14 protein-coding genes are annotated in these 14,664 nt (G+C 46.2%); 9 read left to right on the forward strand and 5 right to left on the reverse strand.

The features are described 5' to 3' along the window. Positions 1–25 precede the first annotated feature (25 nt). On the reverse strand, positions 26–1,177 hold the full coding sequence (locus NST56_RS01740; RefSeq protein WP_268448969.1) for a M20 peptidase aminoacylase family protein: 1,152 nt from the start codon (positions 1,175–1,177) through the stop codon (positions 26–28). Positions 1,178–1,303: 126 nt separating this feature from the next. On the opposite strand from NST56_RS01740, the gene NST56_RS01745 reads away from it, so the two are divergent. The 4 genes from NST56_RS01745 to NST56_RS01760 all read left to right on the forward strand — a co-directional run bounded on the left by NST56_RS01745 (position 1,304) and on the right by NST56_RS01760 (position 6,102). Then, positions 1,304–2,737: a YfcC family protein gene (locus NST56_RS01745; protein WP_339179521.1), complete on the forward strand. Its 1,434-nt coding sequence runs from the start codon at positions 1,304–1,306 to the stop codon at positions 2,735–2,737. A 115-nt stretch (positions 2,738–2,852) separates the two neighbouring features. Then, positions 2,853–3,344 (forward strand): DUF6773 family protein, encoded by a 492-nt coding sequence (locus NST56_RS01750; protein WP_339179524.1) that lies wholly within the window; start codon positions 2,853–2,855, stop codon positions 3,342–3,344. Positions 3,345–3,479: 135 nt separating this feature from the next. Further along, positions 3,480–4,445 (forward strand): L-lactate dehydrogenase, encoded by a 966-nt coding sequence (locus tag NST56_RS01755; protein ID WP_010332943.1) that lies wholly within the window; start codon positions 3,480–3,482, stop codon positions 4,443–4,445. Positions 4,446–4,476: 31 nt separating this feature from the next. Continuing rightward, the gene (locus NST56_RS01760; RefSeq protein ID WP_339179527.1) at positions 4,477–6,102 is read left to right on the forward strand and encodes an L-lactate permease; all 1,626 of its coding nucleotides are present in this window, start codon (positions 4,477–4,479) and stop codon (positions 6,100–6,102) included. A 39-nt stretch (positions 6,103–6,141) separates the two neighbouring features. On the opposite strand, the gene bmr3 is transcribed toward NST56_RS01760, so the two are convergent. Beyond that, complete coding sequence (bmr3, locus tag NST56_RS01765; protein ID WP_339179529.1) at positions 6,142–7,680, reverse strand: multidrug efflux MFS transporter Bmr3; 1,539 nt, start codon at positions 7,678–7,680, stop codon at positions 6,142–6,144. A gap of 112 nt (positions 7,681–7,792) precedes the next feature. Between bmr3 and NST56_RS01770 the strand changes: the two genes are divergently transcribed. The 3 genes from NST56_RS01770 (at position 7,793) to NST56_RS01780 (ending at position 9,793) form a co-directional block, all read left to right on the forward strand. After that, a complete protein-coding gene (locus NST56_RS01770; RefSeq protein WP_339179532.1) occupies positions 7,793–8,257 on the forward strand; it encodes a MarR family transcriptional regulator in 465 nt (154 codons plus the stop codon). Between the two features lie 74 nt (positions 8,258–8,331). Continuing rightward, positions 8,332–8,961: a LysE family translocator gene (locus NST56_RS01775; protein ID WP_010332947.1), complete on the forward strand. Its 630-nt coding sequence runs from the start codon at positions 8,332–8,334 to the stop codon at positions 8,959–8,961. Between the two features lie 70 nt (positions 8,962–9,031). Then, the gene (locus tag NST56_RS01780) at positions 9,032–9,793 is read left to right on the forward strand and encodes a YqcI/YcgG family protein (RefSeq protein WP_229149690.1); all 762 of its coding nucleotides are present in this window, start codon (positions 9,032–9,034) and stop codon (positions 9,791–9,793) included. Between the two features lies 1 nt (position 9,794). Here NST56_RS01780 and NST56_RS01785 read toward each other — a convergent pair whose 3' ends face one another. After that, positions 9,795–11,135, reverse strand: coding sequence for an amino acid permease (locus NST56_RS01785; RefSeq protein ID WP_326196126.1), 1,341 nt, complete (start codon positions 11,133–11,135; stop codon positions 9,795–9,797). A 130-nt stretch (positions 11,136–11,265) separates the two neighbouring features. On the opposite strand from NST56_RS01785, the gene NST56_RS01790 reads away from it, so the two are divergent. Continuing rightward, on the forward strand, positions 11,266–11,862 hold the full coding sequence (locus tag NST56_RS01790; protein WP_010332950.1) for a DUF1989 domain-containing protein: 597 nt from the start codon (positions 11,266–11,268) through the stop codon (positions 11,860–11,862). A 131-nt stretch (positions 11,863–11,993) separates the two neighbouring features. Continuing rightward, a complete protein-coding gene (gene nadE / locus NST56_RS01795; RefSeq protein ID WP_339179539.1) occupies positions 11,994–12,812 on the forward strand; it encodes an ammonia-dependent NAD(+) synthetase in 819 nt (272 codons plus the stop codon). A 77-nt stretch (positions 12,813–12,889) separates the two neighbouring features. Here nadE and tmrB read toward each other — a convergent pair whose 3' ends face one another. Both tmrB and NST56_RS01805 read right to left on the reverse strand, forming a co-directional pair. Continuing rightward, on the reverse strand, positions 12,890–13,483 hold the full coding sequence (tmrB, locus tag NST56_RS01800; protein WP_326196127.1) for a tunicamycin resistance ATP-binding TmrB: 594 nt from the start codon (positions 13,481–13,483) through the stop codon (positions 12,890–12,892). A 54-nt stretch (positions 13,484–13,537) separates the two neighbouring features. Beyond that, on the reverse strand, positions 13,538–14,326 hold the full coding sequence (locus NST56_RS01805) for a sugar phosphate isomerase/epimerase family protein (RefSeq protein WP_339179542.1): 789 nt from the start codon (positions 14,324–14,326) through the stop codon (positions 13,538–13,540). Between the last annotated feature and the right edge of the window lie 338 nt (positions 14,327–14,664).

Genomic DNA, 14,664 nt, shown 5'->3' on the forward strand with positions numbered 1-14,664 from the left:
CCTGTTCGCAGGCTGCTTTTTTGATTTAAGAAGCATTGGCTGATGCGAGTGTATCGGCTTTTTGGAACGTTTTTAACACAGCGTTTGCTAAAATGTGAATCCCGGTAAACATCGCGTTTCTGTCAAAGGTCATATGCGGGTGATGGAGTCCTGGCTGAAGTCCGCAGCCGAGGCCAAGCATGGTCGTTTTAAGATTCGGCACTTTCACGGCATAAAAATGAAAGTCTTCACCGCCGGTTGTGACAAGCGGTTCATCGAGCTGATCAGCTCCGATAACGTCTGTGATCGCTTCAGCCATAATGCCTTCAGCTTCTTTATTTTGGGTTGCTGCCGGAAGGCTGTGTTCTTTGTGAAGTTCAATTGTCGCATCGAATGCCGCGGCAGCCGCTTCGCAGGCTCTTTCTGTTTCTGCGATCAGCGTCTCCATGGCTTCATTTGTTTGCGCCCGCAGGTCAAGGCTGAAGGTCGCTTTTCCGGGAATGATGTTGGAGCTGTCGCCGCCGGCTTGAAGCTTTGTCATTTTGACTGTGTGCGGAATTTTCGGATCGATGTGAATCAGTCCCAGCTTATGGACGAGGAATGCCGCGATTTCGATGCTGTTTTTGCCAAGGTGCGGCCGCGCGCCATGAGCTTCCTCTCCAATGATTGTGCCTTCGATGTGCTGGCTTGACCCGTGCAGAATGGATGGGGCGCAGCGTCCGTTTTGGGTTTCCTGAATTGGACGGACGTGGACGCCATACAAATAGTCGACGTCATCAAGCACGCCTTCTTCTATCATTTTTAGAGCGCCGCCGCCTTTTTCTTCTGCGGGCTGAAAGATAAAACGGATCGTTCCGCTCGGAAGCTGCGGCTGTTTTTTCAGCAGCATTAACGTACCTAAAGCCATTGTCATATGCGAATCATGTCCGCAGGAATGATTGGCGCGAAATGTGCCGTTGACCTCCTGCCATAATGCATCAATGTCAGCACGGACAGCTACAACAGGCGAGCCCGAACCCATTTCACCGACAACTCCGGTGCAATCTGAAAACGTGCGCGTGCGGCACCCTGCATCTTCGAGTTTTTGTTTAAGAAATGCAGTTGTCTCATATTCTTTCCAGCTGACTTCTGGATTGGCGTGAAGATGTTCAAAGATGTCCATTACGGTTTGTTTCATTTCTTCTGAGAGTTTTTGCATGGGAGAAAAACCTCCTTCTTTCCTTTTTTTATATTGAAACAGGTAGATAGGCTGTTTATAATATAGCACATATTTATATTTTTCAGAATAATAGGTATTTTCTAAAAAGAGGGGATGGATCGAAATATGAGTATGCCAGCAGCCGAAACACAGCCGAAGAAAAAACGTACCGCCTTTAACATGCCTGACGCCTATGTCCTCTTATTTATCATCGCTTTCATGTGCGCCGTTGCTTCGTATATTGTGCCGGCGGGAGAATTTGACCGTGTGACGAAGGGAGAGGTTACCACTGCGGTGCCGGGAAGCTACCATTCAATTGAACAGTCTCCGGTCAGCCTGATCAGCTTTTTCACTTCACTTCAGGATGGGATGGTCGGCTCAGCCCCTATTATTTTTCTGATTTTATTCACAGGCGGCACGATCGCTATTTTAGAAAAAACAGGTGCCATCAACGGACTGATTTACAATGTCATCAGCAAGTTCCGCACAAAGCAATTATTATTTATTTGTATTGTCGGTGCGTTGTTTTCTGTTCTTGGAACGACCGGAATTGTCGTGAACTCAGTGATCGGATTTATCCCCATCGGCCTTATTGTCGCACGCTCCTTAAAATGGGACGCGGTCGCGGGTGCAGCTGTTATTTATATAGGCTGCTATGCCGGGTTTAACTCTACCGTTTTATCACCGTCCCCGCTTGGCTTATCGCAATCGATTGCGGAGCTGCCTCTGTTTTCGGGGATCGGCCTTCGTGTGGTCATATACATATGCTTTTTGCTGTCTTCTATCATTTATATCTATTGGTATACAAGAAAATTAAAGAACTCAAAGGATGCCAGCGTGTTAGGCACAAACTGGTTCCCGGCGGCAGGATTGAGCGATGCGAATCAAGAAGAAGATAAGTCTGTCCCCTTTACCGTTCGCCATAAGCTGATTTTGGGAGTCGCAGGTTTGTCACTGATCGGATTTTTGTACGGCGCATTGAAGCTTGGCTGGTCAGATTCCCAAATGGCTGCGACATTTATTTTTATTTCGGTCCTTGCCGGATTCATTGGAGGACTTGCGGCAAACGATATTGCCAAAACTTTTATTACCGGCTGTCAGAGTCTTGTATACGGTGCGCTGATTGTCGGGATGGCGCGGAGCATTTCTGTCATTCTTGAAAATGGAAAGCTGCTGGATACAGTCGTCAATGCTTTGGCTTCGGTGTTGGACGGATTCAGTCCGATGGCCGGCGCAATCGGCATGTATATCGCCAGTGCGTTGCTTCATTTTCTCATCTCTTCAGGATCGGGCGAAGCGGTTGTGTTCATTCCGATTTTGGCGCCGCTCGCTGATTTGATGGGAATCACGAGACAGGTCGCGGTGGAAGCGGTTATGCTTGGAGAAGGGGTTGTCAACTGTGTGAACCCGACGTCCGGCGTTTTGATGGCAGTGCTTGCCGCCAGCGGGATTCCGTACGTCAAGTGGCTTCGGTTTATGCTGCCGCTCGCTCTGATTTGGTTCTTAATCGGGCTTGTGTTTATTTGTATCGGTGTCTTGATCAATTGGGGGCCGTATTAAACATTGCTGCCCGCCGGCTTGTACGGCGGGCTTTTCATTTATTCGTTGCAGAAGCGCAGGCTGTTATTGTAACATGTAAGCCATAAGCCATTCGTAAAAGTGCGGGAGGAAGGTCATGAATAATCTGCATAACAGACTTTCAGGCGTGAATGGGAAAAATAAGAGAGTAAAAGAAAAAGAACAAAAAATCTGGTCGGAGATCGGCATGTTAGCCGGGGCGATTGCGCTGCTGGATGTGATCATCCGCGGCATTATGTTTGAATTTCCGTTTAAAGAATGGGTCACGAGCCTTGTGTTTTTGTTCATTATCATCTTATATTACTGCATCAGGGCATCTGCTTCTGGAATGCTGATGCCGAGAATAGACACCGAGAAAGAACTGCATAAACGGGTGAAGCAGCAGTTCACAGAATCAATAGCTGTCGCCTTTGCGGTAGTGGTGCTTACGATGTATGACAGGGGGATTCCCCATACATTCTTCGCTTGGCTGAAAATGTTTCTCTTATTTATCGTCTGCGGCGGCGTTCTGTTTCTGCTACGATTCGGGATCGTGAAGCTGTCTTACAGAAGATCGGTAAAAAAGGAGTCTAAGAAGAAATCATCATAGAGGATGGTTTCTTTTTTTGTTCATAAATCAGACAAATCTTTTCTCTTGCAAAAGTTTGTGAAGTGTTGCACAATATAAATGTGAAATACTTCACAAACAGTCATCGAAGAAAAACATACCCTGGAAGGATGATTAATGATGAATAAACATGTAAATAAAGTAGCTTTAATCGGAGCGGGTTTTGTTGGAAGCAGTTATGCATTTGCGTTAATTAACCAAGGGATCACAGATGAACTTGTGGTCATTGATTTAAATAAAGAAAAAGCAATGGGCGATGTAATGGATTTAAACCACGGAAAGGCGTTTGCGCCGCATCCGGTCAAAACATCTTTCGGAACATATGAAGACTGCAAGGATGCTGATATTGTCTGCATTTGTGCCGGTGCAAACCAAAAGCCTGGTGAGACACGCCTTGAATTAGTAGAAAAGAACTTAAAGATCTTCAAAGGAATCGTCAGTGAAGTCATGGCCAGCGGATTTGACGGCATTTTCTTAATCGCGACAAATCCGGTTGATATTCTGACTTATGCAACATGGAAATTCAGCGGCCTGCCAAAAGAGCGAGTGATCGGAAGCGGCACAACACTTGATTCTGCGAGATTTCGTTACATGCTGAGCGAATACTTTGGCGCAGCGCCTCAAAACGTGCACGCGCATATTATCGGTGAACACGGCGATACTGAGCTTCCTGTCTGGAGCCACGCAAATGTCGGCGGTGTGCCTGTCGGTGAACTCGTTGAGAAAAACGATGCGTACAAACAAGAGGAGCTAGACCAGATCGTAGATGACGTGAAAAACGCCGCTTACCATATCATTGAGAAAAAAGGTGCGACTTATTATGGTGTTGCGATGAGCCTTGCCCGCATTACAAAAGCCATTCTTCATAATGAAAACAGCATTTTAACTGTCAGCACCTATTTGGAGGGACAATACGGCGCAGATGACGTATACATCGGCGTTCCGGCTGTCGTAAACCGCGGAGGTATCGCAGACATCACTGAGCTGAACTTAAATGAGAAAGAAAAAGAACAGTTCCTTCACAGCGCAGACGTCCTTAAAAATATTTTAAAACCTCATTTTGCAGAACAAAAGGTCAACTAATCGCAACTATAGAGTAAAGGGCTGATTGTCAATGTGGGAGCAGTTGTATGATCCGTTTGGAAACGAGTATGTGAGCGCACTTGTGGCGCTCACTCCGATTCTCTTTTTTCTCTTAGCTTTAACCGTTTTTAAGATGAAAGGCATTCTTGCGGCATTTCTTACCCTAGCCGTCAGCTTTTTGGTTGCCGTTTTGGCATTTCATATGCCGGTTGAAAAAGCTGTTTCTTCTGTTTTATTAGGCATCGGAAGCGGTTTATGGCCGATCGGCTACATCGTCCTGATGGCAGTGTGGCTCTATAAAATCGCTGTGAAAACCGGGAAGTTTACCATTATTCGTTCCAGCATTGCCGGCATCTCGCCTGACCAAAGATTACAGCTATTATTAATCGGTTTTTGTTTTAACGCATTTTTGGAAGGTGCGGCCGGCTTTGGTGTTCCGATTGCAATCAGTGCGGCGCTGCTCGTCGAACTTGGCTTTAAACCGTTAAAGGCGGCTGCGCTCTGCTTAATTGCGAACGCTGCCTCTGGAGCCTTCGGCGCGATCGGGATACCGGTGATTACAGGCGCGCAAATTGGAAACTTGTCTGCTCTTGAATTGTCACGGGCATTGATCTGGACACTGCCGATCATTACATTTCTGATTCCGTTTTTACTCGTGTTCATATTAGACCGGATGAAGGGAATCAAACAAACCTGGCCTGCCTTGTTGGTTGTCAGCGGACTGTATACAGCGGTTCAGACGCTGACAATGGCTGTGCTCGGACCGGAATTAGCTAACATTTTGGCGGCGCTGTTCAGTATGGGCGGGCTTGCGCTCTTCCTGCAAAAGTGGCAGCCGAAACAGATTTACCGTGAGCAGGGAGCCGGAGAAGCTAGTGAGAAAAAAAGATACAGCGCGGCAGACATTGCCAAGGCGTGGTCACCTTTCTACATTTTAACCGCGGCGATCACCATCTGGAGCCTTCCTGCCTTCAAAGCGCTTTTCCAAGAAGGCGGACTGTTGTATCAAACAACGCTTCTTTTGAAAATGCCTTTTCTGCATCAGCAAATTATGAAGATGCCGCCCATTGCCCCATCTGCCATGCCGTTAGATGCAGTCTTTAAAGTTGATCTGCTGTCAGCGACCGGTACAGCGATTTTAGCGGCGGTCATTGTTACGGGACTGTTCAGCAAAAATTTCTCTTATCGGGATGGTTTCAGTTGCTTGAAGGAGACGGGGAAGGAACTGTGGATGCCAATTGTCACGATCTGCTTTGTGATGGCGTTTGCCAATCTGGCCAACTTCGCGGGGCTTAGCTCTTCCATCGGGCTGGCACTGGCGAAAACAGGCGATTTGTTCCCGTTTGTCAGTCCTGTTCTCGGCTGGATCGGCGTGTTCATCACTGGCTCAGTTGTCAGCAATAATGCGCTGTTCGGTCACTTGCAGGTCGTCACCGGTGCGCAGATCGGGGCCGGTTCTGATTTGCTGTTAGCCGCAAATACGGCGGGCGGGGTAATGGCGAAGCTCGTTTCTCCGCAATCTATCGCCATTGCCGCTGCCGCGGTCGGCCAGACAGGGAAGGAATCAAAGCTGTTTAAACGGACAGTAGCGTACAGCCTGATTTTGCTATTGATCATCTGCATATGGACATTTATTCTAGCAAGATTAGGTGTTTAATAGAAAAAAGCAGTACACCCAGGGTGTACTGCTTTTTCATTAATTTGCTTTCTTCGTCATTTCCTCAGTTGTTTTGACTCTTGTTTTTCCCATAAACAAAACGGTAATCGCCGCGAGAACAATTGGAATCAAAGCTAGTAAAAAGACATATGTGATGCTTGAGGACATGGCGTCGATGATCCGATTCAGAATTGCAGCAGGGATCTGTGATCGTGTGCCGGCTTGGAAAATCGCTTGCGGATCACCGATATTCTGTGGCGCGCCTGAGCCGGCGGAGCCTTTCATCCCGCCGAAGGCGTCGCTTAGCTGGTTTGTGAACACGTTTGTCTGAACCGTGCCGAAAATCGTGACACCGAGCGTCATGCCGAAGGATCGTAAAAATGAATTGGTGGAGTTGGCCGTTCCCCGAAAACGAGGTTCTAAATCATTCATGGATGCTGCTGGGAGCAGCGAGAAGTTAAAGCCTACGCCGAAGCCTGAAATCATCATAAAGACAGTCAGCCATACGCGCGCTGTGTCCGGCGTCATATTGGAAAGCAGCAGCATGCCGATAAAGAAAGATATGACGGAAATCAGCATCAGATTGCGGAAGCTTGCCTTCGTTTGGAAGATTCCGCCGATCATACTTCCGATCACTGATCCGATCATCATCGGTGTCAGAATAAAGCCTGCGCTTGTCGCTGAACTGCCGTATACTGCCTGTACGAAAATCGGAATAAACACTGCTAAAATAATGAATGTTCCGCCATAAAGAAAAGCGAGAATCTGCGCTGTGGCAAACAAGCGGTTCTTAAACATCCAGAAGGAGATAATCGGTTCTTCCGCTTTTCTCTCCACAATAAAAAAGGCAATAAAGAAAACCGCGAAAATGATAAACAGGCCTATGATTTGTATCGAATTCCAGTCGTATGTTTTGCCGCCGAGCTCAAGTGCGAACATTAGGCATACAATGGATACGACTAAAGTAATCGCGCCGCCCCAATCAATTTTCTGCTTTTTATGCTCCAGCGATTCTTTGTAATAGCGGATGATGAAAAACAATGACAGTGCGCCGATAGGGACGTTGATGTAAAACACCCAGTGCCAGCTGATAGCGTCTGTGATAATAGCGCCTAACAGCGGGCCGAGAACACTTGATAATCCAAATACAGCGCCGAACATGCCCGACATTTTTCCGCGCTTTTCCGGCGGAAATAAATCAAAGATGATCGTAAAGGCAATCGGCAGGAGCGCTCCGCCGCCAATCCCCTGAATGGCCCGGTAGATGATTAGCTGGTTCATGGTTTGTGCAATTCCGCATAATGCCGAACCGATTAAGAAAAAAATAAGTCCAAACAGGAAAAAACGTTTTCGGCCGTACATATCGGAAAGCTTGCCGTAAATCGGCATCCCAGCCATGACTGCCACCATATAGGATGCAGTCACCCAAGCGAATTTATCAAAGCTTCCAAGATCCGCTACAATGCTGCCCATCGCGGTGGCAACAATTGTATTGTCCATCGCGGACATTAAAATGCCCAGCAAAAGACCAAGAACCACAAATTTAGTGGAAGGATTTTTTGCGGCTGTTGTATCCATTTATTCTACCTCCTCTACCTTTTTTAAGTAAGGTTTGATATCATGATAATAGTTTGATTGTTAATTATCTCGATTATCAAGATAAATTTGATTTTATAGGGAGGACTGTCAGTTGTCAACAAGAAATTCCAGAAGTGAGTTGGAAAAGGCTGCCATTCAGATTTTTCGGAAATTGGGTGCTAGAACCATTCTGTTTCATCAGGCGGCTGCTCAAGCTCTCGGTCTGTTTCCTACCGATTTGAAATCAGCTGACATATTAAATGAAGCAGGACCAATGACGGCCGGTGAACTGGGGAAAAAAACGGGACTCAGCACCGGTTCCGTTACGGCGCTTGTTGACCGGCTGGAAAAAGCGGGGTATGTGGCTCGTGAAAGGGACCCGAACGACCGCAGAAGAGTGATTATCGTGCCTCTTACCGCTTCTAAACAGCATGTGAAGGATTTGTTCCGTTCATTGTCAGAGTCCACGATGGATCTGTGCCGCGAGTATACGGAGGAGGAATTGGAACTGATTTTCGGTTTTATCGGCAAAGCCTCCGATATTATGGAGGAAGAGCTTGACCGGTTGAAACAATAGGTGATTTTTGTGCATAGCTTGGCCCGTTCCCGAATAAATTGTACAAGTTGAGTAAGAGAGGGGAGTACGGGCCGGTGAACACTTTTTTGAGTTATATTGTGCTGGGGCTGTCCTTGTCTGCGCCTGTGGGACCTGTCAATGCGGCGCAAATCGATAAAGGCATTAAAAATGGATTTTGGCATGCGTGGATTTTTGGTTTAGGCGCCATGACTGCTGACGGACTGTATATGATATTCATCTATTTCGGACTGTCACAGTTTCTGACCGCTCCATTCGTAAAAACGTTCTTGTGGCTTTTCGGTTTTTTTGTACTGACCTATACCGGTATTGAAACGCTGAAGAATATCAGGGAAGCGATGGATGTACGCAGCTCGAAGGGGAAGCCGTCCTACAGAAAAACATTTGCATCGGGTTTTCTCATTTCACTGTCCAATCCACTGAGTATCCTGTTTTGGCTTGGGATTTACGGGAGCATTCTTGCGAAAACGGCTGAGACTTACAATGTGAATCAGCTACTCATTTATAGTTCTGGCATTATGATTGGTATCTTAATCTGGGATTTTTGCATGGCCATTGCAGCCAGCACTTTCAGAAACCTGCTTAATGAAAAGCTGTTAAGGGGCTTGACCGCAATCGCAGGCATATCTCTTCTTGTATTCGGGTTTTACTTCGGTTATCAGGGCATCAAAGAGTTATTGGGCTGATTCATGAAAGGACAGTCACCTGCCGCCTTCCATTTTAATATAGTATCCAGATGATACTGGAGGTGGATCAATGGTGAAAGGGATTTACACCAAAAGTTTTCTGGAACGGAATCAAACTGAGTTCCCGGAATGGCAAAGAATCGCTTTTGAGCTATTGGCAGAAACTGTGGCGGATGACGCGGATACGTTTCCTTGCATTCCCGGCCGCCAGGCATTTCTGACTGATCAGCTTCGCATTGCTTTTGCCGGAGATCCGCGGGAAAACCGTACAGCGGAGGAACTGGCACCACTGCTTGCGGAGTACGGCAAAATATCGCGGGACACAGGAAAATACGCATCTCTCGTTGTGTTGTTTGATACACCGGAAGTTTTGGCTGAGCATTATTCCATTGAGGCGTATGAAGAGCTGTTTTGGAGCTTTTTAAATAGACTGAGCGAACAAGATGAAAAAGAGTGGCCGGCAGATATGCCGGCCGATCCAGAGCATTATAAGTGGGAGTTTTGTTTTAACGGCGAGCCGTATTTTATTCTGTGTGCAACGCCGGCTCATGATGCGAGGAGAAGCCGAAGCTTCCCTTATTTTATGATCACGTTTCAGCCGAGATGGGTGTTTGAAAATCTAAATGATTCAACCGCATTTGGCCGAAACATGAGCAGGCTGATCCGATCCCGTTTACAGGCTTACGATCAAGCTCCGATTCATCCGCATTTAGGCTGGTACGGAGGAAAGGATAATCGGGAATGGAAACAGTATTTTCTCCGGGATGATGAAAAACACGTATCAAAATGCCCGTTTTCATATTTAAAGAACATGTTTAACAAAATGAAATAGTTCACGAGCTGGCAGGGCGGTCTTTATGTCCCTGCTTTTTTTGATAAATCAAGGTGACAACGGCAATGACAGCTAGAAATCCCAAGCTGACAAAAAATCCGGGTCGGCTCGATTTTTCAAACAGCGTGCCGGACACAGCCGCCGCGATCAGAATTGTCGCCAAATAAATTTGCGTTTTCGCCATGGCTGCCGGATCGGTCAGCTTTTTGCTGGAGAACAGGATAAACAGCCAAGTGTATAAAAGCATCAGCCCGGCCGCTGTTGTCATGTGCTCGTAAATATTTTTAGGCAGCACTAGAGACAGTACGATAGACACGATAAGCCCCGCAAATGTTAATCCGAGCGCGGGCCAGCATATTTTTTTGCCTTCTTTTAGAGTAAAGCATTTCGGCGCGTCGCCGTCATCGGCCATCGTACAAAGCAATGTTGTCACAGCAAAGAGTGAAGCGACAAGGGTCGAGAAGCCCGCGATAATAAAAATGCCGTTGAAAATATCAAGAATTACTTCAAGATGAAATCCTTTTAAAGACGTAATAAATGGGCTGTCCTGTTCTGTAAACTTGTGTAAAGGAACTAATAGCAAAGCGAGCCCGATTGAAATGATATAAATAATCGCCAGCGTTGCCAGCATCAGCTTGCCTGACTTTGAGGCTTCCTCCGGCTTTTTTAAGTGAACCGTCATGAGCCCCATAACTTCAATTCCGCCAAACGCGTAAAATGCATAAATAAGGCCTGTCCACAGCCCCATAGCTCCGAATGGGAAAAATTCTTTTGTCTCATTCGGAATCTGCACCTCCGGCTTTCCGCCTGACAATATGCCGCACAAAGCCAGAATGGCAATAACGATAAACATGAAGATAGCGGCAGTTTTGATAACAGCCAGCACGTTTTCTGTTTTTTCAAAAACAGAAAGTCCGGTAAAAATAATGAGAAGCCCAAGTACAGCGTAGATGGAGGCAAATACCCACAGCGGCACTTGGGGAAACCAATGCTTCGTAAATAACGAAATGGCTGTCAGCTGGCTTCCGGTAATCAGCATTTCAGATGACCAGTACACCCAGCCGTTGCTGAAGCCGGCCCACCTTCCGAATGCTTTTCTCGCATATGAACAGAATGAGCCCTTTTCAGGGTGTTTTGCCGATAGTTTGGCAAGCTGTTCGAATACAAAATACGTGCCGATCGCCGCAATGAGAAATGATAATAGAACGGAAAATCCGCTTTTTACAATTGCGATGCTGGAACCGAGAAAAAATCCTGTTCCGATTGTGCATCCAATCCCGATTAATGAAAGCTGCCACCAAGCCAGATTTCCTTTTTCTTGGTCTTTTTTTGTTTGACTCATTTACATTCAACCCCTTTTATCTAAGGTTAGATTGCAACCCGCGCAAGGCTTATATGCATCGGATTTTTGCCTCTTTTTACATGGAGGCGATGGCAAACGTTCATACTAATAAAAAAAAGGAGCGAAGCGGATGACAAAGCAATATATCGTTCAGCCGAAGAAAGGGCTCGGCCTGAAGCTGAAAAAGGGCCAGATTTTGAAGGTGGTTGATGTAGAGGGGCAGCAGGTTGCTGATTTTGTGGCGTACCATGCAAAGGATTTTTATGAGCATCTTGATCAGGGAGCGACCATTGATGCCAATCATTCCATTCATGTGAAGGTCAACGATCATATTTACTCTAATTTGTATAAACCGATGCTGACGCTCATTGAGGATACGGTCGGCAAGCATGACCTGCTTCTGCCCGCCTGCCGTCCTGACATGAACAGGCTGTTATACGGAAAACAAAAGGACGAGTTCCAGGATACGTGTTATGACAATATGAACCGGGCGCTTGAGCAGTTCGGCGTGCCGAAGCCGCATATGCATTATCCGTTTGCGATTTTTATGAATACTGTTTTAGATGAAAAGGGGAACCTGTCTGTGGAAACGCCCCTGTCAAATGCCGGGGATTACGTCAGACTCAGGGCGGAGATGGATTTAATTGTCGCGTTTTCTTCCTGTCCGATTGAAAAAGGAAAGTGCAATGGCGACAGTGTGACGTCCATACGGGTTGAAGTCAGCTGATCTCACTTATTCACTATGAAATAAGACCTGTGCTATAGTTAATATGGATACATAACAGTCATGATTCATTTTCATCGATTTAGGGAAATGATTCAGTAAATAAGCAATAATGTACAGGAGGAATGATTGGGATGAGCATGCAGGAAAAGATTATGCGTGAATTACATGTGAAGCCCTCAATTGATCCAAAGCAAGAAATTGAGGACAGAGTCAATTTTTTAAAACAATATGTAAAGAAAACCGGCACTAAAGGACTTGTGCTTGGCATTAGCGGCGGCCAAGATTCCACACTTGCGGGAAGACTGGCTCAGCTTGCAGTGGAAAGCATTCGCGAGGAGGGCGGAGACGCTCAATTTATCGCGGTCCGTCTTCCGCACGGCACACAGCAGGATGAAGATGATGCCCAGCTCGCTCTGAAGTTTATCAAGCCGGATAAATCATGGAAATTTGACATTCAATCAACAGTCAGTGCTTTTGCAGATCAATATCAGCAAGAGACAGGCGATAAGCTGACAGACTTTAATAAAGGAAACGTAAAAGCGAGAACGAGAATGATTGCTCAATACGCGATCGGCGGCCAAGAAGGCCTTCTTGTGATTGGAACAGACCATGCGGCCGAAGCCGTGACTGGTTTCTTTACGAAGTACGGTGACGGAGGCGCAGATCTTCTGCCGCTGACAGGCTTAACAAAGCGTCAGGGAAGAAGCCTGCTGAAAGAGCTGGGTGCACCAGAACGCTTATACTTAAAAGAACCGACTGCCGATCTGCTGGATGAAAAGCCGCAGCAGTCCGATGAAACTGAGCTAGGCATTTCCTATGATGAAATTGACGATTATCTCGAAGGAAAAGAAGTATCGGCGAAAGCGTCAGAAGCGCTGGAGAAACGCTACAGCATGACGGAGCATAAGCGCCAGGTCCCAGCTTCTATGTTTGATGACTGGTGGAAATAACATGATAAAAAGCCCACTCTCGTAGTGGGCTTTTTATTTATTGATTCCTTTACATGTACATATTTTCAAAACGTCTTTTATTTGATGCGGATATGATTCAGCTTCACCATTAATCTATCAGTGAACCTTCGCAGGCTGCCTCTCGAATCAGGCTCGAGCGGCAGATTAGCTTGGGAAGCAATCGTTTCTGCGACCTGCTGAATAGACATTTGGTCTGTGTGGAGATGTTCTGTGAAAAGGCTATCAGACAGGCTGTTGATGCAGCGGTCGATTTGCTTTGCGGCCCAGGAGTTTTTTCCTTCCGCTCTGGTGCGCAGGCGTTTCAGCAATGTTTCCTTTGAAGCCAGCAGGGTAAAGTGATGAATTGTCCGGCCGTCCTGTCTCAGCCTGCCAATAATGTCATCGAAGTATTGATCGTTCGTAATGGTCATAGGCACAATGATGATGCCCTGATATGTATCTGACAAATAGGAAACCATGCTGTAATTGAATTCCCGCCACAGCGGGTAGCTTTGAAAGTCGTCTTCAGCGATATCCGGCGGTATCATTGAACGCATCGCGAACCCCATCTTTTCAGGATCATATACGTAAGACGGTTTCAGCCTTCTATGCAGTTCAAACGCCGTTTGTGTTTTTCCGGAACCGAACGCCCCGTTTATCCACACGATCATCGTGATTTCCCCCTTTTTGTTTATGATACATAAAAAGACCCTTCGATCGAAGAGTCAGCGGGAAAAAACAGCCGTATATTCGCGGAGCGATTCTTTTATATGGGTGAAGGCATGTTCTCCAAAATACTCAAGAGAAACAAAACCATCATATTGTCTGTTTATCAGTTCTTTTAAAAATGCTTTTTGATCAAGATCTCCTTGAAAAATCGGAGTGGGTTCGCTTAGATACCAGTTCTCAAAATTCCAGCGATAGTTTTTCAAATGGATATGGCTGATCGTATGAAAGGTTTTTTCTAAAGCCGGCAGCTGGTCAATTCGGTTCACGTGCAGATTTGACCCGTCAAAAATCGTTCGGAGTCTCGGATGGGCGACATCCTTCAAAAATGTTAAAGCAGCTTCAGGTGTATCGGCATACGTATCGTAATGAATTTCCAGACCGATATTTACCTCATAGCCGTCTGCCATTTGCGCAGCCTGCTGAAATTGCTCAACCGCACGCAGCCATTTTTCTGGCGACGTTCTGTTTGACGCCTGATTCCCGACAAATACGCGAATGAGCGGGCTGTGAAGCTGTCTTGCCGCCCGAAGCCCTTTTCTCACTGCTTCTTTTGTCTCTTCTTCTCCTTGTGTCACAAAATCGGTGTATAAGCTGACCGCGGGCACCTTCAAATTATGTTGCTGCAGCAGTGTATAAAGGCCGTCCAGCGGCCCGAAGTCCTGTTCATACTGTTCGATGTGGCCGTACCACAAATCAATCCCGTCAAAGGACTGCTCCTTCGCAAAGGAAATGATGTCCATTATATTTTGCTTTTTACACCCGGTTGTACAAAAGCTTAATTTCATCTCAATCCCTCCCGTCATCTTTTTCCCTGATGAAAAACGGATAAACGCAGATAGAGGAAGGGTGTTTTTAATCATTTAATGCTTTTTTGCGTCGAAGTATTAAATTATGTCTGAAAATGTTGTACAATGAATTTCATCCGACCAAGAAGGTTGAACGCAAAAAAGAAACGGAGCCGGCTGCTCAAAAACGACGTTTCGTCCATTGCGTTTTCTCATGTTTTATTGTAGGAAAGCTTGAACGGTTGACGATGAAATAGAGAAAGCCCGAGCCGGTACCTATATAAATATTCGCAAAATCAGCATATAATGAAGATAAACTTTCATTCCTTAGGAGGATT

Origin of the sequence: Bacillus sp. FSL R5-0560 (assembly GCF_037966305.1) — a bacterium.
Classification (GTDB): domain Bacteria; phylum Bacillota; class Bacilli; order Bacillales; family Bacillaceae; genus Bacillus; species Bacillus mojavensis.

Bases quoted from the DNA above. Each gene is read 5' to 3' on its own strand.
- NST56_RS01740 (WP_268448969.1), bottom strand. From the start codon at position 1,177: ATGCAAAAACTCTCAGAAGAAATGAAACAAACCGTAATGGACATCTTT.
- NST56_RS01745 (WP_339179521.1), top strand. From the start codon at position 1,304: ATGAGTATGCCAGCAGCCGAAACACAGCCGAAGAAAAAACGTACCGCC.
- NST56_RS01750 (WP_339179524.1), top strand. From the start codon at position 2,853: ATGAATAATCTGCATAACAGACTTTCAGGCGTGAATGGGAAAAATAAG.
- NST56_RS01755 (WP_010332943.1), top strand. From the start codon at position 3,480: ATGATGAATAAACATGTAAATAAAGTAGCTTTAATCGGAGCGGGTTTT.
- NST56_RS01760 (WP_339179527.1), top strand. From the start codon at position 4,477: ATGTGGGAGCAGTTGTATGATCCGTTTGGAAACGAGTATGTGAGCGCA.
- bmr3 (WP_339179529.1), bottom strand. From the start codon at position 7,680: ATGGATACAACAGCCGCAAAAAATCCTTCCACTAAATTTGTGGTTCTT.
- NST56_RS01780 (WP_229149690.1), top strand. From the start codon at position 9,032: ATGGTGAAAGGGATTTACACCAAAAGTTTTCTGGAACGGAATCAAACT.
- NST56_RS01785 (WP_326196126.1), bottom strand. From the start codon at position 11,135: ATGAGTCAAACAAAAAAAGACCAAGAAAAAGGAAATCTGGCTTGGTGG.
- NST56_RS01790 (WP_010332950.1), top strand. From the start codon at position 11,266: ATGACAAAGCAATATATCGTTCAGCCGAAGAAAGGGCTCGGCCTGAAG.
- nadE (WP_339179539.1), top strand. From the start codon at position 11,994: ATGAGCATGCAGGAAAAGATTATGCGTGAATTACATGTGAAGCCCTCA.
- tmrB (WP_326196127.1), bottom strand. From the start codon at position 13,483: ATGATCGTGTGGATAAACGGGGCGTTCGGTTCCGGAAAAACACAAACG.
- NST56_RS01805 (WP_339179542.1), bottom strand. From the start codon at position 14,326: ATGAAATTAAGCTTTTGTACAACCGGGTGTAAAAAGCAAAATATAATG.